This window comes from Nonomuraea sp. NPDC001636 (assembly GCF_040298265.1).
Taxonomy (GTDB): Bacteria; Actinomycetota; Actinomycetes; order Streptosporangiales; family Streptosporangiaceae; genus Nonomuraea.
On the sequence record NZ_JBEOZT010000020.1, the window covers coordinates 40935 to 61338 of the forward strand.

Here is a 20404-nt window from a genome sequence, read left to right on the forward strand (position 1 = left end):
CTCAGCGGGAAGAGGGCTTGCTCTTCTTGCGGGTGCGGCGATCGGGGACGGGGGAGCGGCCCGCGGAATGGTCGGCGAACGCCTCGGCCGCCTTGGCGGGATCGCCGTCGCGCAGCAGCGAGACCAGGCGGCCGTGCTCGTCGGCCATCGCGTGCCAGTCGCCGTCGAAGAGCGGGTCGGCGATGGCGCGCAGCGCACGCAGGCTCGGTTCGAGGACCTCCCACATCCGGGTCAGGAACGGGTTGCCCGCGATCTGGCTGACCCTGGTGTGGAAGGCGATGTCGATGTCGCGGAACTTGCCGACGTCGTTCATCGCCACGGCCTGGTGCATCTGCTCGACCAGGTCCTCCAGCTCGCGGAGCTGGTCGTCGGTGACCTGCCCGGCGGCGAGCTGGGCGGCGAGGCGTTCGAGCGGCTCGCGCACCTGGCGGGCGTACTCGGCGTGCTCGGTGGAGATCTCGACGACGAAGTTGCCCCGGCGGGGCACGTGCACCAGCAGCCCCTCGCGGGCCAGCTGCTTGACGGCCTCGCGAACCGGCGCTTGACTCACGCCCAGACGGCGTGCGATCTCCGACTCCACCACGCGCTCGTTCGGCGCGAGGTCACCCTCGACGATGGCCTGGCGGAGCAGCTCGTACACCCGATCGGAGATCAAGGTGGGACGGACCGAGTCTTTGCTCGTGGCCAGTCTGGAGGCGAAGTCACTGTTGGCTTGCCGTGTCGATGCCATGAAGTCCTCATCATGCGATCTCGCGCGTCCCCGATCCCCGCTGTCATGATACGCGATCATCGGTTAGCAGGTATCGATTGCAGCCGGTCGGCCAGCCAGGCGAGCTTGACGGCCTCGTGCGCCGGGCCGCCGCCCTCGTGGTCGTTGAACGGGTAGACGCTGATCCGCTTGCGCGCCTCGGGCAGGTCGTGCAGCGCGCCGTAGTGGTTGAAGGCCGCGTACACCGTCGAGGGCGGGCAGATGCGGTCCATGAGGCCGACGGAGAAGAGCGTCGGCGCGTTGGCCCGGCGGGCGAGGGTCGCGGCGTCGAAGTACGACAGGGTGCGCGTCGCCGTCTCGGCGTGCTCCCGGTGCAGTTTCACGAACCGGGTGAACTCCACGTACGGCGGCTGGTCGGTGAAGGTCGTCGCCCGCCCGAAGTGGCACAGGAACGGCACGTCCGGCATGACGGCCACGAGGTCCGGGACGAGCCCGGCCACGGCCAGGGCGATCCCGCCGCCCTGGCTGGTCCCGGTCACCGCGATCCTGGACGCGTCCACCTCCGGATGCGTGCGCACCGCCGCGACGGCCCGCACGGCGTCGGTGTACAGGCGGCGGTAGTAGTACCGCTCGGGGTCGAGCACGCCGCGGGTCAGGAAGCCGGGGGCCGCGACGTCGCCGGTCGCGGGATCGGGGTCGGGCGTCTCGGCGCCCTGGCCGCGGGTGTCCATGACGAAGTGCGCGTAACCGGCGCACGCCCAGAGCCGCTTCTCGTGGGCCACGCCCCGGCCGCTGCCGTAGCCGAGGTACTCCACGACGGCGGGCAGGGGGCCGGTCCTGGTCACCGGCAGGTGCAGCCAGCCCTTGACGGGGTGGCCGCCGTAGCCCGCGAACGTGACGTCGAAGGTGTCGATCGTGGCCAGACCGTTCGGCGCCGGCTCGGCCGTCATGGCGAGGTCGATGCCGCTGGTCCCGGCGAGCGTCTTCGCCCAGAACGCATCGAAGTCCGCCGGTTCCGGCAGGGGCGGCAGGTACCGTTCGAGCTGGTCCTGGGGGAGGTCGAAATGGGCCATCGATTAACCAATCATCGCTTATCGATCAACTGTCGCATCGAAGCAGGGGCTCCGGAGCGTTGTCAACCGGGGGTGCCAGGCGGTACACGCGTTCGGCGGTGGTACGCAGCACCGGTTCGCGCTCCGCGGCCGTCAGCCCGGCGAGCCCGAGCGTCGCCAGCCGCAACGACTCGGCGCGGGACCCCCGGGGCAGGCAGATCGGCCAGTCGGACCCGACGACGCACCGGCCAGGACCGAACGCCTCGACCACGTGGGCGACCAGTGCGGCCACCCGTTCCGGCGGCACGCCGTGCTGCTGGGTGAGCAGGCCGGAGATCTTCATGATCACGTTCGGGGTGCGGGCCGCCCGCCGCACGTGCTCGCGCCACTCGGCCGGGTCGGCCGTCAGCAGGTTCGGGGGGTTGCCGAGGTGGTCGACGACCACGGTCAGCTCCGGGTGCCGCGCGGCGACCTCGGCCGCGACGCCGACGGCGGCGGCGTGCAGGTTGAGTTCGAGCGCCACCCCGAGCTCGGCCAGCACGGGGACGAGCGCGCGGGCCGAGGCGGGCGTGGCCGCCCAGGAGGGGCCGCCGAGCCGCATCCCGTTGGGGCGGGCCTCGTCCATCAGGTCCCGGAACCGGGACGGCTCGACCCCGGCGTGGACGTTGAGGTTGCCGACGTGCCCGGCGATCAGGCCGGGGTGACGCAGGCGCAGGTCGCGCAGCCGCCAGGTCTCGCCGCGGTCGCCCCTGGACGCCTCGACCAGGATCGTCCCGGTCAGGCCGAGGCCGTCGCCCGCCGCGGCCAGGTCGCCGGCCGTGAACGACCGGTGGTGGGGCGACTCCGGCGTGATCCACGGATAGCCGCCGTCGAGGTCCCAGAGGTGGGCGTGGCAGTCGATCACCTGTGCTCCGTATGTTCGGCCAGTATTGACACGTTGATCCGCGCTCATGATGATTCTAATCATCGGCTATCGATCAGCGATTACAGGTGTTCTCATGCGCATGGCAGCAAGACGTCCCGGCGGTGCGGCGGAGCGGGGTGGCAGGCGGTGACGGCCTTCGACGCCTCGCGCGTGCCGGAGGTGCGGGCCTCCCGCGGACTGACGACCCCGCCGCGGTGGGCCGTGCTGGAGCGGGAGCTGTTCGCCGTCCAGGACAAGGCGTGGCGGATCTTCTCCGACCGCTACACCGAGGACGACGGCCGGCTGGTCTTCCGCGACAGGCTGGGGGAGGGGCTCGACGGCCGCGACGGGGTCGACGACTTCTACGAGGCGTTCTTCAACTGGCCGACGTTGTACCTGCTCGGCGGCAGCGCGGACGTCCTGGCGGCGGCGCGACGGCACTGGCGGGGCGTCACCGCCCAGCTGACCGGGATGGGCATGCTGGTCGACGAGTTCGAGCGCGGCTACGACTGGTTCCACCAAGGCGAGGGCATGCTGCTGTTCTACGGGCTCTGCCTCGCGTCGCCCGGCGACGGCGAGCTCAGGGAGCTGGCCGGGCGCTTCGCCGACCTCTACCTGCCCGGCGGCCCCAACTACGACCCCGAGCACCGGATCATCCGCGCGCCGCACAACGGCGCCGCCGGTCCGCGCTGGGGCTTCAGCGACCACGACGTGTACTTCCCGTGGAGCCTGGCCCTGCGCCCCTACGGGCTGCCCCTCGACTGGATCGACGAGGCCGTGCCCTTCGACGACCTGGCCGCCGATCCGGCGCGGGCCCGCGCGTACGGCCGGGTGATGTGGGAGCGCATGGGCCGCGGCGACACGATCGTCAACCTCTGCGCGACCAGCCTCGTCACCAACGCCTACCTGCTCGGCGGCGAGTCCCGCCACGCCGACTGGGTGGTGGAGTACGTCGACGCCTGGCGGCGGCGCTTGGACGGCCGCGACGTCGTCCCCGACAACGCCGGCCTGCACGGCGTGGTCGGCGAGCACCTGGACGGCCGCTGGTACGGCGGCCACTACGGCTGGTCCTGGCCCCACGGCCTGCCACCCGTCGGGACGGCGGCGATCGTCGGCGCGGCCAACGCGACGCTGCTGACGGGCGACGCCTCCTACCTGGACCTGGCCAGGAACCCGCTGGACGTCGTGCTCGGCCGGGCCGAACGGCGCCGCCCCGCCGACGTCCCCACCATCACCAAGCGCTGGCGGCCCCACCTGCGCGGGCTGGAGCACGAGCCGACCCTCATGGCCCCCATGCGCCGCGACGACTCCGGGTGGTTCGACCACAACATCATGCCGACCCAGCTGCCCGTGGCGTTGTGGCAGTTCAGCCGGGCCGCCGCCGACCGGGAGCGCGTCGACCGGCTGCGCGAGGAGGCGAGCTGGGACTGGACGGCGGTGCACACCCAGCGCACCAAGGAGGAGTCCGGGCACGAGGAGCCCTGGTACGAGTACCTCGCCGGCCGCAACCCCGGCTTCCCCGAGCGGATGCTGCGCAGCGCCATCGACACCTGCGCCCAGCGGCTGGAGTCCATCGCGGCCGACCCGGTGGACCCCGCCGTCGGCCCCGACGCGTTCGGCATCCACGACTGGCAGGACCGCAACCCGGTCGTCACGGAGGCGTTGCTGCAGCTGACCACCGGATCGCCGCAGGTGCTCTACAACGGCGCCCTGGCGCAGATGCACCTGCGGTACTTCGACGCCGAGGAGCGCCGTCCGGGCCTGCCCGCCGACGTCGCCGCGCTGGTCACGAGCATCGACGCCGAGCACACCGTGGTCGAGCTGGCCAACCTCGGCCAGGCGCCGCGCTCGCTGGTCGTGCAGGCGGGCACGTTCGCCGAGCACGTCATCCACGAGGTCCGCGCCGACGACGAGCCGCCCACGCCGGTCGAGGGGCCGCATGTCCACGTGCGGCTGCCGGGCTCGACGCACGTACGGCTCACCCTGACGATGACGCTGCGCGGCGGGACGCCCACGTACGAGACTCCGCCGATGGAGGTGCGGCGATGAGGGCCGAGCTGCCGCGGCTGGGCCTCGGCACCGCCCCCATCGGCAACCTGTTCCAGGACGTCTCCGAGCAGGACGCGGCCGCCACGGTGGCCGCCGCCGTGCAGGAGGGCGTCACTTACTTCGACACCGCACCCCGCTACGGCCACGGGGTCGCCGAGGACCGGCTCGGCCGCGCGCTCGCGACCGGTGGCGGGGGCGCCGAGCCGGTGATCTCGACCAAGGCGGGCTGGCTGCTGCGCCCCGGGCAGACGGTGGTCACCGACTGGACGGAGCGCGGCATCCGTCAGTCGCTGGAGTCCAGCCTGGAACGGCTCCGGCGGCCCTCCGTCGACATCCTGTACCTGCACGACCCCGACGACTTCCCCGAGGACGTGCGCCGTACCGCCTACCCGGCCGTGCGCAGGCTGCGGGAGGAGGGGCTGGCCGGGGCCGTCGGCTTCGGCATGAACCACAGCGAACCGCTGGCGGCGTACGTGGCCGAGTTCGACGTGGACGTCGTTCTCATCGCCGGGCGTTTCTCGCTGCTCGACCACGACGCGCTGACGACCCTGCTGCCGCTGTGCCTGAAGACCGGCACGGCGGTGGTCGTGGGCGGCGTCTTCAACACCGGGCTGCTCGCCGACCCGCGGCCGGAGGCCATGTTCGACTACCGGCCGGTTCCCGACGGCGTGCTCGCGCGGGCCGAGCGCTGCCGCGCCGTCTGCGCGGAGTTCGGGGTGCCGCTCGCCGCGGCGGCCGTCCAGTTCCCCTTCCTCCATCCCGCCGTGCGGTCGGTCGTGGTGGGCTGCCGGTCGGCGGCCGAGGTGAAGGCCAACGCGGCCGCCTGGCGTACGGAGATCCCGCCGGAGTTGTGGCGCCGGCTCGCCGAGGAGGGCTTCGTCCCGCACGAGCTGCTGGACGGATAGAGGAAGACCCCGGCGGGGCGGGTTCGCCGCCCCGCCCCCCGTTGCTCAGTCGTTCTCGCGAGCGGCCAGGTACTCGGCGAGGCCGGCTCCGGTCAGCGGGTAGTAGTCCGACAGCCGGCCGCCCTCGTCCAGGCGGCGGCGGGCGAACTCCTCGCGGTCCTGGTGCAGGAGGGCGTCCTCGGCCACCGCCAGGGCGCTCCGCTGCGGGACGACGACCGCGCCGTCCTCGTCGGCGACGATCAGGTCGCCGGGCGTCACCAGCGTGCCGCCCACCCCGACCGGGACGTTGAAGGCCGAGGGGAACAGCTCGGCCTGCGAGGCGTAGTGCGGCGTCACCCCCGTGCACCAGATCGGCACGCCGAGCGCGCGCACCCGCTCGGCGTCGCGCACCCGCCCGTCCACGACGATGCCGGCGCCGCCGCGCAGCTTGAAGTAGCGGACGAGCATGTCGCCGAGGCAGCCGGTGAAGTGGCTGGCCTGCGCCGAGACGACCAGCACGTCGCCGGGCCGGATGGACTCCAGCACCGCCCACAGCGCGGTCTTGCGCTCGGCGTCCTCCTGTCCGGTGCCGGAGAAGACGTCCTCGCGCTGGGGCAGGAACTGCAGGGTCACGGCGCCGCCGGTGACCCGTACGCCCGGCTCCCGGTGCAGGGGGACGGGGCCGTCGATGAAGGTGCGGGTTATGCCCATCTGGTGGAGCTTGGCGCACGCGGTGGCGGCGCTCACGTCCGCGAGGGCGTCCACCAGGCCCGCGCCGGGCCGGACGAAGGGCGAGGAGTGCGCCGGTCCCAGCATCGTCTCGTAGACGCCTGTCTCCGGTGCCCCGGCATGCCCGTTCGTGCTCATTTCTGCCTCATCCCAACACATCGACAATTATCGCCTATCGATGGTAGATGTAACTGCCGACCGATGAGGGCTGTCAACCGTGAGAGGAGACCGGGATGCCGGCGGGGCCGACGGAGTGGTTCGAGGAAGCGCGGTTCGGGATGTTCGTCCACTTCGGGCTCTACAGCCTCGCTGCCCGGCACGAGTGGGTGCGCAGCCGGGAGAAGATGCCGGACGCGGACTACGACCGCTACCTGGAACAGTTCGACCCCGACCTGTTCGACGCGGCCGAGCTGGCCAGGAACGCCCGTGCCGCCGGGATGCGCTACGCGGTGCTGACCGCCAAGCACCACGACGGGTTCTGCCTGTTCGACTCGCGGCTCACCGGCTACACCAGCGTCCGCGCGGCCGGCCGGGACCTGGTCGCCGAGTTCGCCGCGGCCATGCGGGCCGAGGGCCTGCGCGTGGGGCTCTACTACTCGCTGCTCGACTGGCGTCACCCCGACTTCACCATCGACCAGTACCACCCGCTGCGCGACAGCGCGCCGCCGGACGCGAACGCCACGCGCGACATGGCCCGCTACCGGGCGTACATGAACGGGCAGCTACGCGAGCTGCTGACCGGGTATGGCCCGATCGACCTGCTCTTCTTCGACTTCACCTACCCGGCGAAGGGGCCCGCCGACTGGGGCGCGGAGGAGCTGATGGCGACCGCGCGCGCCCTGAACCCGCAGATCGTGGTGAACGACCGCCTCGGCATCCCCGGCGACTACGTGACGCCCGAGCAGTACCAGCCCGACCGGCCGCTCACCCGCGACGGCGTCCAGGTCAGGTGGGAGGCGTGCCACACGCTCAACGGCTCCTGGGGCTACGACCGCGACAACCACGACTACAAGGACCCGGCGCTGCTGATCCGGATGCTCGTCCAGTCCGTCGCGTGCGCCGGCAACCTGCTGCTCAACGTCGGGCCCACCGGCCGGGGCGCGCTCGACCCGCGGGCCCGGCAGACGCTGGCCGCGATCGGGGAGTGGATGTCGCCGCACGCCAGGGCCGTGCACGGCGCGGGGCCGAGCGCGTTCACCCCGCCGCCCAACGCCCTCTACACCCAGCGGGCCGGCCGCCTCTACCTGCACCTGCTGTCCTGGCCGCTCAAGCACGTCCACCTGCCCGGCCTGGCCGGACGCGTACGCTACGCCCAGTTCCTCCACGACGGCTCCGAGGTGCGCTTCCACCAGGCGGACGGAGACCTGCACGAGCACAACAACCTCGCCCTGCCGGGTCAGCCGCCGGGCACGCTCACGCTGACCCTGCCCATCGCCGCGCCGGACGTGCCGCTGCCGGTCGTCGAGCTCGTGCTGCGCGACGGCGATGGTTCCTGACGTCACCGCGCGGCCGGTGTGGGACGCGGTGCCCGCCGAGGCCCGCGACGCCGTCCTGGCCGCCGCGGCCGAGGAGCTGGCCCGGCCGGCCCCGCGCCTGTCCCCGGACGACTGGGCCCGGACGTTCCGCGACGGGGCGCGGGCCGTCCACGAGGACAAGGCGCGGCGGTTGCGCGAGCGCGTGGACGTCCTCGCCCTCGCCGCCGTCCTCACCGGCGAGGTGGCCCCCGCGACCGCGCCCCCCGGAGCGTGCCCGCACCTGGACGCCGTCGTGGACGGGCTGATGGCGCTCGCCGAGACGAGCACGTGGTGCTGGGCGCCGCACGATCGCGGGGCCGCGGCACGGGGCGAGGTCGTGCCCGATCCCGACGACCCCTTCCTCGACCTGGGCGCGGCCGAGATCGCGACGCTGTTCGCCTGGGCCGACCACGCGCTCGGCCCGCATCTGGACATCCGGGCGCCGGGGCTGCGCCGCAGGTTGCGCCGCGAGGCCGACCGGCGGGTGCTCACCCCGTTCGAGCGGGTGCGCGACTGGCACTGGATCGGCCGCGACGGCCGGGCGAACAACTGGAACCCCTGGATCCACGGCGCCGTCCTGGCGGCCGCGCTGCTGCTCTGCGACGACGTCCGGCGGCGCGAGCGCCTGGTGCGCCTGGTCGCCGAGGGGCTGGACCACTACGTCGCCGGGCTCCCCGACGACGGCGGGATCGACGAGGGCATCGCGTACTGGTGGCAGGGGGCGTGCCGGCTGCTGGAGGCGCTGGACCTGCTGGACGACCCCGGCCCGCCGGTGCTGCCCGCCCTGCTCGCCTACCCGCCGCGCATGCACCTCGGCGCGGACTGGTACGTCAACACCGGCGACGCTCCGGCCCGGCTCTCCGGCGAGCGGCCGTGGCAGGTGCTCTTCCGCTGGGGCGAGCGCCTGGGGCGACCGGAGACCGTGGCGTACGCGGTGGCCGCCGCACGCGCGTCGGGCGGCGTCGTCCAGCCCAGGGCCGGGCTCGGGCGCGCCATGACCGCGCTGGCCGACCGGCGGTGGCGCCGGGCGGTCGCGGCCGCCGGGCCGCCGGACGGCTCGCCCTGGCTGGCCCGCGAGTGCTGGCTGCCGCGCATCCAGGTCATGGTCGCGCGCCAGCGGGCCGGGAGCGCGGACGGGCTGACCGTGGCGGCGAAGGCCGGCCACAACGGCGAGCACCACAACCACCTCGACGTCGGCTCCTACTGGGTGGCGCTCGACGGCCGTCCGATCGTCGTGGACGTCGGCCAGCCGACCTACACCGCCGCGACGTTCGGCCCGCGCCGCTACGAGGAGTGGCCGTTCCAGAGCGCCTGGCACAACGTGCCCGAACCGGGGCACGGGCAGCTCCCAGGCCCGGAGCACGGCGCGCGGGACGTCGCCGTCCGGTTCGGCGAGGGCCAGGCCGTCCTGCGGGCGGACCTGAGCGCCGCCTATCCGGCGGGCCTGCTCACCCGCTGGGAGCGCGTCGTACGGCTGGTGCGCGACGGCCCGGAGCCGTACGTCAGCGTCGAGGACGAATGGGCCGCGGGCCCGCGGACCGTGCTGTTCCGGCACGTTCTCGCCGGCGAGGTCGAGTGCGGGCCGGGCCGGGCGGTCGTCACGGCGGACGGGGGAGCGCCGCTCGAACTGCGCTGGGACGCCGCCGTCGCGGTCGCGTCCGTCGAGCACCGGGACATCGACGACCCGCGCCTCGCGCGCAGCTGGGGCTCCCGGCTGACCCGGCTGACGCTGGCCGTCACCGGCCCCGGGAGCGGCGGCCGGTTCGCCGTGAGCTTTCGCCGGCCCGCACGAAATGACTCTTGAACAAGTTAGATATGCCACATAACATCACCTATCGATAGGCGATGGACGTTGACGGTGGTCGAGGTCGCCGCGTCGATCGTGTCGAGCCGCCACGCCGGCCCGCGCAGCCCGACCCCCTCACTCAGGTGGCCCCCGGGCGGGCGGCTCCCGAGGACGGCCAGTCCACCCCCGACCTTCCACCGGTCATGACTATGCAATTGGAGCGTGCAGCGGATATGGGAACACAGTTGCGCCGGGCGTGCGCGGTCGCGGTGGCCGCCACCACCGTGGTGGCCGCGGCCACCGCCTGCGGCGGCGAGGACCCGGCGCAGGCCGGCGCCACGACTCTGCGGATCATCGTCAACATCAGCCCGAACCTGACCGAGCAGTACTGGAAGGGACTGTTCGCGAAGTACGAGCAGAGCCACCCAGGGGTGAAGGTCAACCTGGAGCTCACCGGGACCGTCTCGGCGACCGCCAAGCTCACCCAGGACCTCGCCGCCGGCGACCCGCCGGACATCGCCCAGCAGATCACCCCGACCAAGGAGAACGCCGCCCTGTTCGCCGACCTCACCGGCGAGGCGTGGACCGGCCAGACCCCGCTGGCCGACCAGTACGCCGTGGACGGCAAGCGCTACCTGGTCGGCGTCGGCCAGCAGATCCAGTCGCTCGTCTTCTACAACAAGGCCGCCTTCGCCAAGGCCGGTATCGACGCCACCGCCGTCAAGACGCTCGACCAGTTCCAGGACGCCATGGCCAAGCTGAAGAGCGCCGGCTACACGCCGCTGCAGAGCGCCGGCCAGTGGGTGCCGGGAGCGCAGTTCTCCCTGATCGCCGACTCCGGCGTCCTCACCGCCGACCCCGACTGGACGGTCAAGCGCAAGCAGAACCAGGTCGCCTTCGCCACCGGCGACTACCTGAAGTACCTCCAGCGCTTCCGGAGCTGGATCGACCAGGGCTACCTCGACAAGAGCGCGCTCGGCCTGACCTACGCCGACGGGCAGACGGCCTTCCTCGACGGCAAGTCCGCGATGTACGTCATGGGCTCCTTCTTCGTCCCGGCCGCCGACGCGGCCAAGAAGAGCGACGAGATCGGCGTCTTCTCCATGCCGACCGACGGCTCCCACCCCACCGGCCAGTACGGCAACATCGCCAGCCCGTACGTGGTCGTCAACGCCTCCAAGCACAAGGCCGCCGCCATCGACTTCGTGAAGTGGCTGGTCACCGACCCGGCCGCGATCGAGAGCCAGCTCGCCGCCGACGGCAACCTGCGCAAGGGCTTCACCTACAAGATGTCCAGCCTCGGCACGCAGGTCCAGAAGATTCTTGAGGAGGCGCCGTCCGTCCTGGTCAAGTCGGGCGAGCGCCAGCCGGTCGAGGGCTATCCGGCCGAGCTCAACACGCAGGTGCAGAAGCTGTACACGGGCGCCACGGCCGAGCAGGTCGCCGCCGGTTTGGACAAGTGGTGGAACTCGCAGAGCTGACCCGGCGGCCGGAGCGGCAGGCGTCCGAGCCGCGGCGCCCGCGCCGCGAGTGGCTGCCGGCCAGGCACCGGGCCAGGGCGGTGACCATCGGGCTCGTCGCGCCGTCCGTGCTGGTCTACACGGTGATGACCGTCGTCCCGGTGGGCGTGGCGGTCTACCTCAGCCTGACGGACTGGAACGGCTTCTCCGACGCGGTGTTCGTCGGCTTCGAGAACTACCTGCACCTGTTCGACGACCCGAGCTCGACCGGCGCCTGGTACGTGACCGCCCTCGTCGCCGTCACCGGCACCCTGCTCATGATCGGCGGCGGCCTGGCGTACGCGCTGCTGCTCAAGGAGCGCTCGCGGACGAACTCGTTCTTCCGCACGCTCGCCTACTACCCGCACGTGATCAGCGCGCTGATCCTCGGCTTCCTCTGGGCCGCGATCCTCGGCACGAACGGCGCCGTCAACAGCACGCTGCAGCACTTCGGCATCGGGCCCGTCGGCTTCCTGTTCGAGGAGAACCTCGCCCTGGTCTCGCTCATCGCGGTGATCGTGTGGGCCGGCTTCGGGTTCAACGTCGTGCTGTTCGTCGCCGCGCTCCAGACGGTCCCCGCCGAACTGCTGGAGGCCGCGGCGATCGACGGCGCGACCCGGCGCCAGGCCAACCTGCGCGTGGTGATCCCGATGATCTCCCCGGTGGTGACCGTGGCCACCGTGCTGAACCTCATCGGCCTGATCAAGACCTACGACCTGGTCGTGAGCCTCACCAACGGCGGGCCCGCGGGCGCCACGCAGACGTACTCGTTCCTCATCCTGGCCAGGTCCTTCGAGGGGACGAAGGTCGGTTACGCCAACGCGCAGGCCGTCTTCCTCATGGTCGTGTGCGCCGGCCTCGCCCTGCTGGTGACCGCCGCGCGCAACCGGCAAGACCGCGCCACCACGAGTTAGGGGACGGTGATGATCGAACAAAGCCGAGCCGCCCGCGGCGGGCGCCGCTCGTTCGTGCGCCCGGTCATGCTGGCGCTGCTCCTGGTGGCCATGACCGTGCCGGTCTACCTGCTCGTGGTCAACAGCTTCAAGTCCCAGGACGACATCCTCGGCAACCCCTTCTCCCTCCCGTTCGGCGACCTCACCTTCGAGTACCTCGCCAACGCCGTCGACAGCCCCCAGTACAACGTGATCCGCAGCTACGGCTTCACGCTGTTCCTCGTCGTCGTCGTGGACGTCCTGTGCATCCTGCTGGCCGGGCCGGCGGCGTACGCGATCGCGCGCAGCCTCGGCCGCCGCTCCCAGCTGCTGCTGCTGTACTTCCTCGCGGGCACGTTCATCCCGGGCGCCGCGCTGGTGATCCCGGTGATCTACGTGCTGCGCTCGGTCGGCCTGGCCAACACCGTGGCGGGCCTCGTGGCCCACGACGTGGCCTCGACCCTGCCGGTGAGCATCTTCCTGTTCGTCGGCTTCATCCGTACCATCCCGGCCTCCATCGACCAGGCGGCGATGATCGACGGCGCGGGCCGGCTGCGCACGTTCTGGACGATCATCTTCCCGCTGATGCGGCCCGCCGTGGTCACCGTGCTGATCCTCAACTCGATCGGGATCTGGAACGACTTCGTCAGCCCGCAGATCCTGCTCAGCCCCGGCTCCGGCCGGTACACGGTGACGACCGCCATCTACGCCGGGATCAGCCAGTACTCGACCGACCTGACGAGGGTGTTCCCCAACCTGCTGCTGGCGGTGGCACCGGTCGTCATCTTCTTCGTCTACATGCAGCGCCACATCATCAGCGGCCTCACGGTCGGCGCGGTCAAGGGCTGAACGGCCCGTCACGGAAAGAGGGACCATGACCTTGTTACGCAATCGGCGGCCGTTCACGGCCGTGGCGGTGGCGACGGTGCTCTTGGCTGTCACGGCCGTCCCGGCGGCGGCCGAGCAGGGCACGAGCGCAGGTGGCACCACCTACCACGTCGCGCCGTGGGGCAGGGACTCGGCCGACGGCCGGTCGGCCGCGACGGCCTACCGCCACATCCAGCGGTGCGCCGACGTCATGACGCCCGGCGACACCTGCCTGATCCAGTCGGGCACCTACGAGGAGACCGTCGTGCCCGCCAGGCCGGGCGCCCCCGGACTGCCCATCACCTACCGGGCGGCCCCCGGCGCGCGCGTGACGGTGAGCGGCGCCAAGCGGATCAGGGGCTGGTCCCCGGTCACCGCCCAGGACGTGGCCCGCATCGCTCAGTCGGACCCGTACGCGCCGGACTCGCCCTTCGCCCAGGCCGTGCGCGACGGTCACGTCCACAGCGCCCGCGCCGACCTCGGACCCGACGTCACGACCGTGCAGACCTTCACCGACAAGCGGATGAACGTCGAGGCCCAGTGGCCCTACCCCGGCCTGGACCTGCTCGAACCCGCGGTGCGGTACGCCGGCCCGGGCAGCGCGGAGGCCACCGTCGCCGACGACGCGCTGACCCGCCCGGCCGGCTACTGGAACGGCGCCCGCGTGACGACGAACTACTGGTACATCACGGCGACCTCCACGATCAAGAGCTCCGACGTGGGCTCGGTCGTGCTCGACGTGGCGCCGCCGTGCGTCCACAAGGTGATCCCGAAGGACACCCGGTACGCGCTCGCCGGCAAGATCGGCGAGCTCGCCCACCCCGGCACCTGGTTCTACGACCCGGCCGGCAAACGGCTCTACCTGTACAGCGAGGACGACCCCAACCGGCACGTGATCGAGGCCAAGGCCCGCACGCTGGCCTTCGACCTGCGAAACGCCGGCCACACGACGATCGCCGGCGTCGGCCTGTTCGCCGCCACCATCGAGACCGGCCCCGGCAGCAGCCACGTCGTGATCGACGGGATCACCGGCACGTACCTGTCGCACTACACCGACATCACGCGCGGCGCCACCGACTGCGGCTCCACCGTCACCCGGGGCGTCGCCGACACCGGCATCGTGCTCAACGGCACGGACAACAAGGTCGTCAACAGCGACCTGTCACTCAGCGCCGGCAACGGCATCGCGCTGCGCGGCATGCGGAACACCGCGACGAACAACGTCATCCACGACGTGGACTACCTGGGCACCTACGCGGCCGGCGTCGCCGTGCAGGGCAACAGCCAGACGGTCACCCACAACACCATCTACCGGGTCGGCCGCAGCGGCGTGAACCTGCAGTGGGACAACGCCGCCGGCGGCACGCCGGGGCCGGACCGCATCGCCTACAACGACATCTCCCGATACGCCCGGCTGAGCCTGGACGTGGCCGCGGTCTACACCTGCTGCGGCTCCGACATGCTGGGGACCTCGATCGACCACAACGTGCTGCACGATCCGGCGCCGCGGTGGGGCGCCACCAAGTTCGGGGTCACCGGCGTCTACGCCGACAACGGGCAGAGCAACATCACCATCGCCGCCAACGTGGGCTGGGGCAACCCCGAGGGGACCGTCATGCTCAACGGCCTCGGCGGCGGCTCGCACAACAACGGCGTCTACAACAACACCGGCGGCATGACGATGTTCTACGTCAAGGAGCCCGGCAACTCGACCGGCACCAAGGTCTACAACAACATCGGCCCGATCCGCGGCCTCGACGGCGCCGCCAACGGCGGGATGGTGCTGTCCAACAACCTGCCGGCCGACGTCGACCCGCTGTTCGTCGACCCGGCCGGGCGCGACTACCGGCTGTCGGAGGCGTCCCCGGCGCGCAACCAGGCGATCCCGCTGCCCGGCGTCAACGACGGCTCGACGGACCCGCTCCCGAGCCTCGGCGCCTACCAGTACGGCGCCCCCAAGTGGGTGGCCGGAGCGACCCGGTAGGACAGAAGCGGCCCGGCGTCCGTGGCCGCCACCACGGGCGCCGGATCCGGCGCGCGGAGCGCCTTCCGGGAGGTCGTCAGAGGGCGCGGTACATGATGTGCAGTCCGACGTAGCCCTTCGCCGGGCTCCGGAAGCCCTCCGGCACGGTGCAGAGCACCTCGAACCCGAGTTTCCGGTACAGCCGCACCGCCGTCTCGTTGGTCTCCACGACCGCGTTGAACTGCATCGACCGGAAACCCGAGGTGCGGGCCCACTCGATCGTGTACTCGCACAGCGCGCGGCCCACACCGCGTCCGGAATGCGCTGGATCGACCATGTAGCTGGCGCTCGCGACGTGCGCGCCGTTGCCCATCTGGTTGTTGTTCATCTTCGCGGTGCCGAGGATCGTCCCGTCGTCGTCGACCGCGACGACCGTGCGGTTCGGGGCGGGCAGCAACCACCAGCCGCGCCCCTCCTCCTGGCCGAGATCGAGCGGATAGGTGAAGGTCTCACCGGCGGCGACGATCTCGCGGAAGAACGGCCAGATGGCCGACCAGTCGTCCACGGTGGCTTCCCTGATCAGCATCCGCTCAATATACCGGCGACGCCGAGGCACCAGGGGGCCTCCGGAGCGCTCTGATGCTGCCACCCTTGTGCCATGGTTCGCACATCACTGATCGCATGTTGCTTAGCCATCTCGCTCACCGGCTGCGCAGGTGAGCCGGTGCCGGTGGAGTCGTCCGGGTCCGCTCGGCCGGAACCCGCCGCCGCCCCGCAGACTCCGCTGCAGCAGAGCACCGTTCCCGGCACGCAACGGTATTACGCCACCGAACTACGACCCGGCGACTGCGTCGAACCCTTTCCCCAGACGTACCTGGTGACCGTCGTCCCCTGCCACGTGCCGCACTCGGCCGAGTTCTCCACCACATACGTCCTCCCGGACGGGCCGTACCCGGATGCGGACCTGACGCGGCTCGCGCAGAACGGATGCCTTCCCAGAATGCGCATCAAGAAGTCGAAAAGGGATGACATCGGGATGGCGTGGGTCGGGCCGGGCCCGGAGGACTGGCCTCGAACCAGGACCGTCTACTGCCTGGCCGTACGCATGGACGGCAAGAAGGCGACAGGCCGGGTGGTCGAGTGACCACCGCTCCAGGCGGTCATGACGGCGACCGCCGTCAGGTGGACTTGATGAAGGCGTGCAGGTCGTCGTTGAACCGGTCGCGGTGGGTGACGAACAGGCCGTGCCCGCCGGTCGGGTACTCCAGGTAGGTCGCCCCGGGAACCAGCTCGGCGGTGCGCCGCCCGGTGACGGCCACCGGCACGGAGGCGTCGGCGGCCCCGTGCACGACCAGCGCGGGCACGGCGATCTCGGCCAGCGAGGCCCGGTGGTCGAAGGTCATGGCGGCCCGCTGGTACTGGCGGATCGCCCACGGCGAGACCTCAAGGCACTGCCGCAGCGTGAAGTCCACCTGTGCGGGGGAGATCTCGTTGCCCAGGTGCGTGGCGAAGAACGCCTGCGCCCGCTGGGCCAGCCACTTGGGACGGTCGGCGTCCAGGGCCGCCATCGAGGCCTCCAGCACGGCGCCCGGCACCCCCTCGGGGTTGTCGTCGGTCCGCAGCAGGAACGGCAGCATCGCCGAGACGAACGCCACCCGCGCGACGCGCTCGTCGCCGTGACGGGCCAGGTACCGGGCGACCTCGGCGCCGCCCATGGAGTGACCGACCAAGGTGATGTCGCGCAGGTCGAGCAGCTCGATCAGCTCGGCCAGGTCGTCGGCGCCGGTGTCCAGGTCGTAGCCCGTCGAGGGACGGTCGGAGCGCCCGTGGGCCCGCCGGTCGAGGGCGACGCAACGGTGGCCGCGCTCCACGAAGTACGGGATCTGGTACTCCCACATGTCCGCCGACAACATCACGCTGGCGACGAAGACGATGGGCTTGCCCTGACCGTAGTCCTCGTAGGCGAGGCGGGTGCCGTCCGTGGTCTCGAAGAACATCTCATGACTCCTCATGTCGTGCGATGTCCTGAGCTTTTCAGTCAGAGGTAAGGGCAACAATTACGTCCCAGGTAGGCGTGCGCGGCCCCCACATCGGCATGTTGACGCTGCCGGCGCCGCATGTTGTGATCCACCCAGGCGTATTTCGTACTTAATCAGTATGAAATGAGGTGGTCATGAGGCTCCTCCGGAGTGCGGCCGCGGTCGTCATGCTCCTGGCGGGCGTGGCGGGCATCCAGGCCGTGCGGAGCGGACCGGCGCAGGCGGCTCTGCCGACCGCCGCCGTCGCGCTCGGCGACAGCTTCATCAGCGGCGAGGGCGCGGGCAACTACCAGCCCGTCGTCGACGCCTCCGGTGCGGCACAGGGCTTCCCCGGCTGGTCGGCGGCCAACAGCAACGCCTACTTCTGTCACCGGTCGGCGAACGCCTCGGTGTTCGCGGCGTCGCTCCCCGGCATCCAGCAACGATTCAACCTCGCGTGCTCGGGCGCCCAGCCCGCCGACATCGCCGCGCCCTCCAGCGCCCGGGCCGAGGGCCGCACCGTCGCCTCGCAACTCGACCAGCTGCGCGCGGTCGCCCGGACGCACGACATCGACGTCGTCCTCGTCGGCCTCGGCTCCAACAACACCCAGTTCACCTTCGGCGACGTGGCCACCCTGTGCGCCAACCGCTTCATCGCCGACGCCTGGACGGGCTGGTGGGAGTTCTGGGCCTACCTGAAGGGCGAGGTGCCGCAGCGGCCCTGCACCGCCTCCGACCTGGCCACCGACACCGAGGTCGCCGCCGCCACCGCCGAGACCACCGCGGCCCTGCGCCAGATCCTGGACACCCTCGACCAGATCGACGCCGACGGCGTCCACCAGGTGATCCTGCAGACCTACACCAACCCGCTGCCGCCCGACGTCGCCCCGCAGTACTACGACGAGGACGGCCGCACCGACACCCGCGACAAGTTCCGCGCCCTCGGCGCCGAGCGCTACGCCGCCGGGTGCCCGATCCACCGCGCGAGCCTCGCCCCCGGGCACGTGTTCTCCCAGAACCTCGGCCAACTGGTCAAGAACGCCTTCACCACGCTGGCAGCCGAACGCCCGGCGGCCGACCTGCGCGTGCTGGACGTCCAGAAGGCCTTCGACGGGGCCAGGCTCTGCGAGAACCCCGGCAGCCCGGCCGGTGCGCTCGCGACGCCGGTCCGGGTACAGGACGGGCCGTCCGGCACGTTCATCACCAGCCTGTCCGGCTGGGACAAGATCGGGATCCAGCGGGCGGCGAACACCTGCGTCACCTACTTCCAGACCTGTCAGGAGTCGTGGCACCCCAACGCCGCCGGCCACACGGTCCTCGGCCAGTGCCTGACCGGCGCGCTCGCCGCGGCGCCCCGCGCGATCGTCACGTGCGCCCGCAACCCGGACGGCACGCTCACCCTCTCCTGACGTCGCCGCGAGGCCGGCGACCGGCGGGGACGCGCCGCGACCGAGGCGGCGGCTCAGGAGCCGCCGCCTTCCAGCAGGCCGTGTTCTCGTACGAGGTCCAGGAAACCGGCCGTCAACGGGCCGGACCGCCCGTCCTTCCACACCACGGCGATCTGCCATTCGGCCGCCGGATGGCGGATCGGCGTGATCGTGACAGCGGACGGCGCGATACGGCGGGCGCTGGCCGGCACGAAGGCGACCCCCGCGCCGGCCGCCACCAGCGCGAGGACGGTCTGCAGGTCCTGCGCCTCCTGGACGACGGCAGGACGGATCGCGACGGCGGTGCACAGGTGGCTGATCTGCCGTGCCAGTCCGGGCCCTCGTTCCTGCGCCAACTGGAGGAAGCCGTGACGGGCCGCCCATCTCGCGAGATCTCCGACGTCGTGCGGAGGCCGGTCGTCATGGCCGGCCCAGGCGAGGGCGAGGCGGTCGCCGGCCAGGGGCAGCCGTCCCCATCCGCCTTCGAGAGGCAGCCGGACGAAACCGACGTCCAGGTCGCCCGCGTCGATCCGGTCAAGCTGGGCCTGTGACGACATGTCATCCAAAGTGACGTGCGCGTCGGGGTGGCGCCGCCGGAAAGCGGCGACGATCCGAGGGGCCAGGTCGATGCTCGACAGCCCGAAGCCGACCGCCAGCCGCCCGATCTCGCCGGTGGCCATTCTCGCCATCCGCCGGGTGAGCGCGTCCGCGCGCCGCAGCAGAGCCTGCGCGTCCGGGAGCAGGACGGCGCCCAGGCCGGTCAGCGCGGCGCCGTGCCGGCCGCGGTCGAACAGCCGCCCTCCCACCTGCGCCTCCAGCGACTGGATCTGTTTCGTGAGCGTCGGCTGGGTGACGTTCAGCGTTCGCGCGGCGCGGCCGTAGTGACCGTGCTCGGCGACCGTGAGGAAGGCGCGGAGCAGAACCAGATCCATTCCATGACCCTATCGAACAGCGAAAAAGATTCATTGGACGAATGGGTCGCGCATGCGATCTCCTGGTGAGCCACCCCAAGGATCCGGAGGTTCGCGATGGCGGACAACGACGAGACGGCCGAGACCCCCACGCCGGCATTGCGGTGCGCGACCGTGCAGTTCGAGCATCGTCCCGACGACAAGACCTACAACCTGGCCCAGGTCGAGCACCACGTGGGCGTGGCGAGCGCGGACGGCGTGCAGGTCATCGCCTTCCCGGAGATGTGCCTGCTGGGCTACTGGCATCTCCGCCGCCAGCCCCCCGAGCGGCTGCGGGTGCTCGCCGAGCCGGTGGACGGCCCGTCCGTCACCGCCGTCCGCGCGCTGGCGGCCGAGCACGGCCTCGCCGTCGGAGTCGGCTTCCTGGAGAGCGACGCGGACGGGCGGCTGTTCAACAGCTATGCCCTCTGCCTCCCGGACGGATCCGTCCACCGTCACCGCAAGCTGCACGCCTTCGAGCACCCGGCGATCAGCAGCGGCGACGCCTACACCGTCTTCGACACCCCCTGGGGCGTGCGCATGGGCATCCTCATCTGCTGGGACAACAACCTGGTCGAGAACGTCCGCGCCACCGCGCTGATGGGCGCCTCGATCCTGGTGGCGCCCCACCAGACCGGCGGCACCGCCTCGCGCAGCCCCCACGGGATGCGCCCGATCCCCGTGCAGCTCTGGCGGAACCGGCACAGCGCCCCGGAGGCGATCGAGGCCGAGCTGCGCGGCCCCAGCGGACGCCAGTGGCTGATGCGCTGGCTGCCTGCCCGTGCTCATGACAACGGGCTGTTCGTCCTGTTCAGTAACGGCATCGGCGAGGACGACGACGAGATCCGCACCGGCAACGCCATGATCATCGACCCCTACGGCCGCATCCTAGGCGAGACCTGGGCGGCCGGTGACGACATGGTGACCGCCGACCTCGACCTCACCCTGCTGCCGCTCTCGACCGGCCGCCGATGGCTCCAGGGACGACGCCCGGAACTCTACGACATCCTCACCCACCAGTTCGGCGACGAACGCGACCCGCGCGCCGCCCGCTTCGCCACCGACCCGGTGCCGCTCCTCCGCACCCCCGGCGGCGGGGCCGGCGACGCCGGGGCATGAGG

At 71.7% G+C, this 20404-nt stretch carries 18 protein-coding genes; 11 read left to right on the forward strand and 7 right to left on the reverse strand.

What is annotated here, in order from left to right:
- Window position 1: 1 nt before the first annotated feature.
- From ABT158_RS31790 to ABT158_RS31800, 3 genes are read right to left on the reverse strand one after another with little or no spacing between them, the layout of a single operon-like run.
- Entirely contained in the window at window positions 2-730 is a 729-nt protein-coding gene (locus ABT158_RS31790; protein WP_352359694.1) for a GntR family transcriptional regulator, read from the reverse strand.
- 56 nt (window positions 731-786) lie between these two features.
- Window positions 787-1782, reverse strand: coding sequence for an acetylxylan esterase (locus ABT158_RS31795; protein ID WP_352359696.1), 996 nt, complete (start codon window positions 1780-1782; stop codon window positions 787-789).
- 25 nt (window positions 1783-1807) lie between these two features.
- Window positions 1808-2665, reverse strand: coding sequence for an amidohydrolase family protein (locus ABT158_RS31800; protein ID WP_352359698.1), 858 nt, complete (start codon window positions 2663-2665; stop codon window positions 1808-1810).
- Between the two features lie 147 nt (window positions 2666-2812).
- On the opposite strand from ABT158_RS31800, the gene ABT158_RS31805 reads away from it, so the two are divergent.
- Both ABT158_RS31805 and ABT158_RS31810 read left to right on the forward strand, forming a co-directional pair.
- Window positions 2813-4714 carry a DUF8034 domain-containing protein gene (locus ABT158_RS31805; protein ID WP_352359700.1) on the forward strand — a complete coding sequence of 634 codons (1902 nt, stop codon included), beginning with the start codon at window positions 2813-2815 and terminating at the stop codon, window positions 4712-4714.
- Window positions 4711-5619 (forward strand): aldo/keto reductase, encoded by a 909-nt coding sequence (locus ABT158_RS31810; protein WP_352359702.1) that lies wholly within the window; start codon window positions 4711-4713, stop codon window positions 5617-5619. The genes ABT158_RS31805 and ABT158_RS31810 overlap by 4 nt, the downstream gene beginning before the upstream one ends.
- 45 nt (window positions 5620-5664) lie before the next feature.
- On the opposite strand, the gene ABT158_RS31815 is transcribed toward ABT158_RS31810, so the two are convergent.
- Window positions 5665-6465 (reverse strand): RraA family protein, encoded by an 801-nt coding sequence (locus tag ABT158_RS31815; RefSeq protein ID WP_352359704.1) that lies wholly within the window; start codon window positions 6463-6465, stop codon window positions 5665-5667.
- A gap of 95 nt (window positions 6466-6560) precedes the next feature.
- On the opposite strand from ABT158_RS31815, the gene ABT158_RS31820 reads away from it, so the two are divergent.
- The 6 genes from ABT158_RS31820 (at window position 6561) to ABT158_RS31845 (ending at window position 14909) form a co-directional block, all read left to right on the forward strand.
- Entirely contained in the window at window positions 6561-7823 is a 1263-nt protein-coding gene (locus ABT158_RS31820; protein WP_352359706.1) for an alpha-L-fucosidase, read from the forward strand.
- The gene (locus ABT158_RS31825; protein ID WP_352359708.1) at window positions 7813-9645 is read left to right on the forward strand and encodes a heparinase II/III domain-containing protein; all 1833 of its coding nucleotides are present in this window, start codon (window positions 7813-7815) and stop codon (window positions 9643-9645) included. The genes ABT158_RS31820 and ABT158_RS31825 overlap by 11 nt, the downstream gene beginning before the upstream one ends.
- A gap of 215 nt (window positions 9646-9860) precedes the next feature.
- Complete coding sequence (locus tag ABT158_RS31830; protein WP_352359710.1) at window positions 9861-11108, forward strand: ABC transporter substrate-binding protein; 1248 nt, start codon at window positions 9861-9863, stop codon at window positions 11106-11108.
- Window positions 11090-12040, forward strand: coding sequence for a carbohydrate ABC transporter permease (locus ABT158_RS31835; RefSeq protein ID WP_352359712.1), 951 nt, complete (start codon window positions 11090-11092; stop codon window positions 12038-12040). Before ABT158_RS31830 ends, ABT158_RS31835 begins: the two co-directional genes overlap by 19 nt.
- A 9-nt stretch (window positions 12041-12049) precedes the next feature.
- Window positions 12050-12907, forward strand: coding sequence for a carbohydrate ABC transporter permease (locus ABT158_RS31840; protein WP_352359714.1), 858 nt, complete (start codon window positions 12050-12052; stop codon window positions 12905-12907).
- 25 nt (window positions 12908-12932) lie between these two features.
- On the forward strand, window positions 12933-14909 hold the full coding sequence (locus tag ABT158_RS31845) for a right-handed parallel beta-helix repeat-containing protein (RefSeq protein ID WP_352359716.1): 1977 nt from the start codon (window positions 12933-12935) through the stop codon (window positions 14907-14909).
- A 76-nt stretch (window positions 14910-14985) separates the two neighbouring features.
- Here ABT158_RS31845 and ABT158_RS31850 read toward each other — a convergent pair whose 3' ends face one another.
- Entirely contained in the window at window positions 14986-15474 is a 489-nt protein-coding gene (locus ABT158_RS31850; RefSeq protein WP_352359718.1) for a GNAT family N-acetyltransferase, read from the reverse strand.
- Window positions 15475-15546: 72 nt separating this feature from the next.
- Between ABT158_RS31850 and ABT158_RS31855 the strand changes: the two genes are divergently transcribed.
- Window positions 15547-16032, forward strand: coding sequence for a hypothetical protein (locus ABT158_RS31855; RefSeq protein WP_352359720.1), 486 nt, complete (start codon window positions 15547-15549; stop codon window positions 16030-16032).
- A 34-nt stretch (window positions 16033-16066) separates the two neighbouring features.
- Here the strand turns inward: ABT158_RS31855 and ABT158_RS31860 are convergent, their stop codons facing one another.
- On the reverse strand, window positions 16067-16885 hold the full coding sequence (locus tag ABT158_RS31860) for an alpha/beta fold hydrolase (protein ID WP_352359722.1): 819 nt from the start codon (window positions 16883-16885) through the stop codon (window positions 16067-16069).
- A 176-nt stretch (window positions 16886-17061) separates the two neighbouring features.
- Between ABT158_RS31860 and ABT158_RS31865 the strand changes: the two genes are divergently transcribed.
- Window positions 17062-18315, forward strand: a complete 1254-nt coding sequence (locus ABT158_RS31865) for an SGNH/GDSL hydrolase family protein (protein ID WP_352359723.1) — start codon at window positions 17062-17064, stop codon at window positions 18313-18315.
- Between the two features lie 53 nt (window positions 18316-18368).
- Here the strand turns inward: ABT158_RS31865 and ABT158_RS31870 are convergent, their stop codons facing one another.
- Window positions 18369-19265, reverse strand: coding sequence for a LysR family transcriptional regulator (locus ABT158_RS31870; RefSeq protein WP_352359725.1), 897 nt, complete (start codon window positions 19263-19265; stop codon window positions 18369-18371).
- 96 nt (window positions 19266-19361) lie between these two features.
- Between ABT158_RS31870 and ABT158_RS31875 the strand changes: the two genes are divergently transcribed.
- Window positions 19362-20402 carry a nitrilase family protein gene (locus ABT158_RS31875; protein WP_352359727.1) on the forward strand — a complete coding sequence of 347 codons (1041 nt, stop codon included), beginning with the start codon at window positions 19362-19364 and terminating at the stop codon, window positions 20400-20402.
- Window positions 20403-20404: the final 2 nt, after the last annotated feature.

Bases quoted from the DNA above. Each gene is read 5' to 3' on its own strand.
- ABT158_RS31860 (WP_352359722.1), bottom strand. From the start codon at position 16,885: ATGTTCTTCGAGACCACGGACGGCACCCGCCTCGCCTACGAGGACTAC.
- ABT158_RS31820 (WP_352359706.1), top strand. From the start codon at position 6,561: ATGCCGGCGGGGCCGACGGAGTGGTTCGAGGAAGCGCGGTTCGGGATG.
- ABT158_RS31825 (WP_352359708.1), top strand. From the start codon at position 7,813: ATGGTTCCTGACGTCACCGCGCGGCCGGTGTGGGACGCGGTGCCCGCC.
- ABT158_RS31865 (WP_352359723.1), top strand. From the start codon at position 17,062: ATGAGGCTCCTCCGGAGTGCGGCCGCGGTCGTCATGCTCCTGGCGGGC.
- ABT158_RS31810 (WP_352359702.1), top strand. From the start codon at position 4,711: ATGAGGGCCGAGCTGCCGCGGCTGGGCCTCGGCACCGCCCCCATCGGC.
- ABT158_RS31795 (WP_352359696.1), bottom strand. From the start codon at position 1,782: ATGGCCCATTTCGACCTCCCCCAGGACCAGCTCGAACGGTACCTGCCG.
- ABT158_RS31845 (WP_352359716.1), top strand. From the start codon at position 12,933: ATGACCTTGTTACGCAATCGGCGGCCGTTCACGGCCGTGGCGGTGGCG.
- ABT158_RS31855 (WP_352359720.1), top strand. From the start codon at position 15,547: ATGGTTCGCACATCACTGATCGCATGTTGCTTAGCCATCTCGCTCACC.
- ABT158_RS31870 (WP_352359725.1), bottom strand. From the start codon at position 19,265: ATGGATCTGGTTCTGCTCCGCGCCTTCCTCACGGTCGCCGAGCACGGT.
- ABT158_RS31830 (WP_352359710.1), top strand. From the start codon at position 9,861: ATGGGAACACAGTTGCGCCGGGCGTGCGCGGTCGCGGTGGCCGCCACC.
- ABT158_RS31840 (WP_352359714.1), top strand. From the start codon at position 12,050: ATGATCGAACAAAGCCGAGCCGCCCGCGGCGGGCGCCGCTCGTTCGTG.
- ABT158_RS31815 (WP_352359704.1), bottom strand. From the start codon at position 6,465: ATGAGCACGAACGGGCATGCCGGGGCACCGGAGACAGGCGTCTACGAG.
- ABT158_RS31875 (WP_352359727.1), top strand. From the start codon at position 19,362: ATGGCGGACAACGACGAGACGGCCGAGACCCCCACGCCGGCATTGCGG.
- ABT158_RS31850 (WP_352359718.1), bottom strand. From the start codon at position 15,474: ATGCTGATCAGGGAAGCCACCGTGGACGACTGGTCGGCCATCTGGCCG.
- ABT158_RS31790 (WP_352359694.1), bottom strand. From the start codon at position 730: ATGGCATCGACACGGCAAGCCAACAGTGACTTCGCCTCCAGACTGGCC.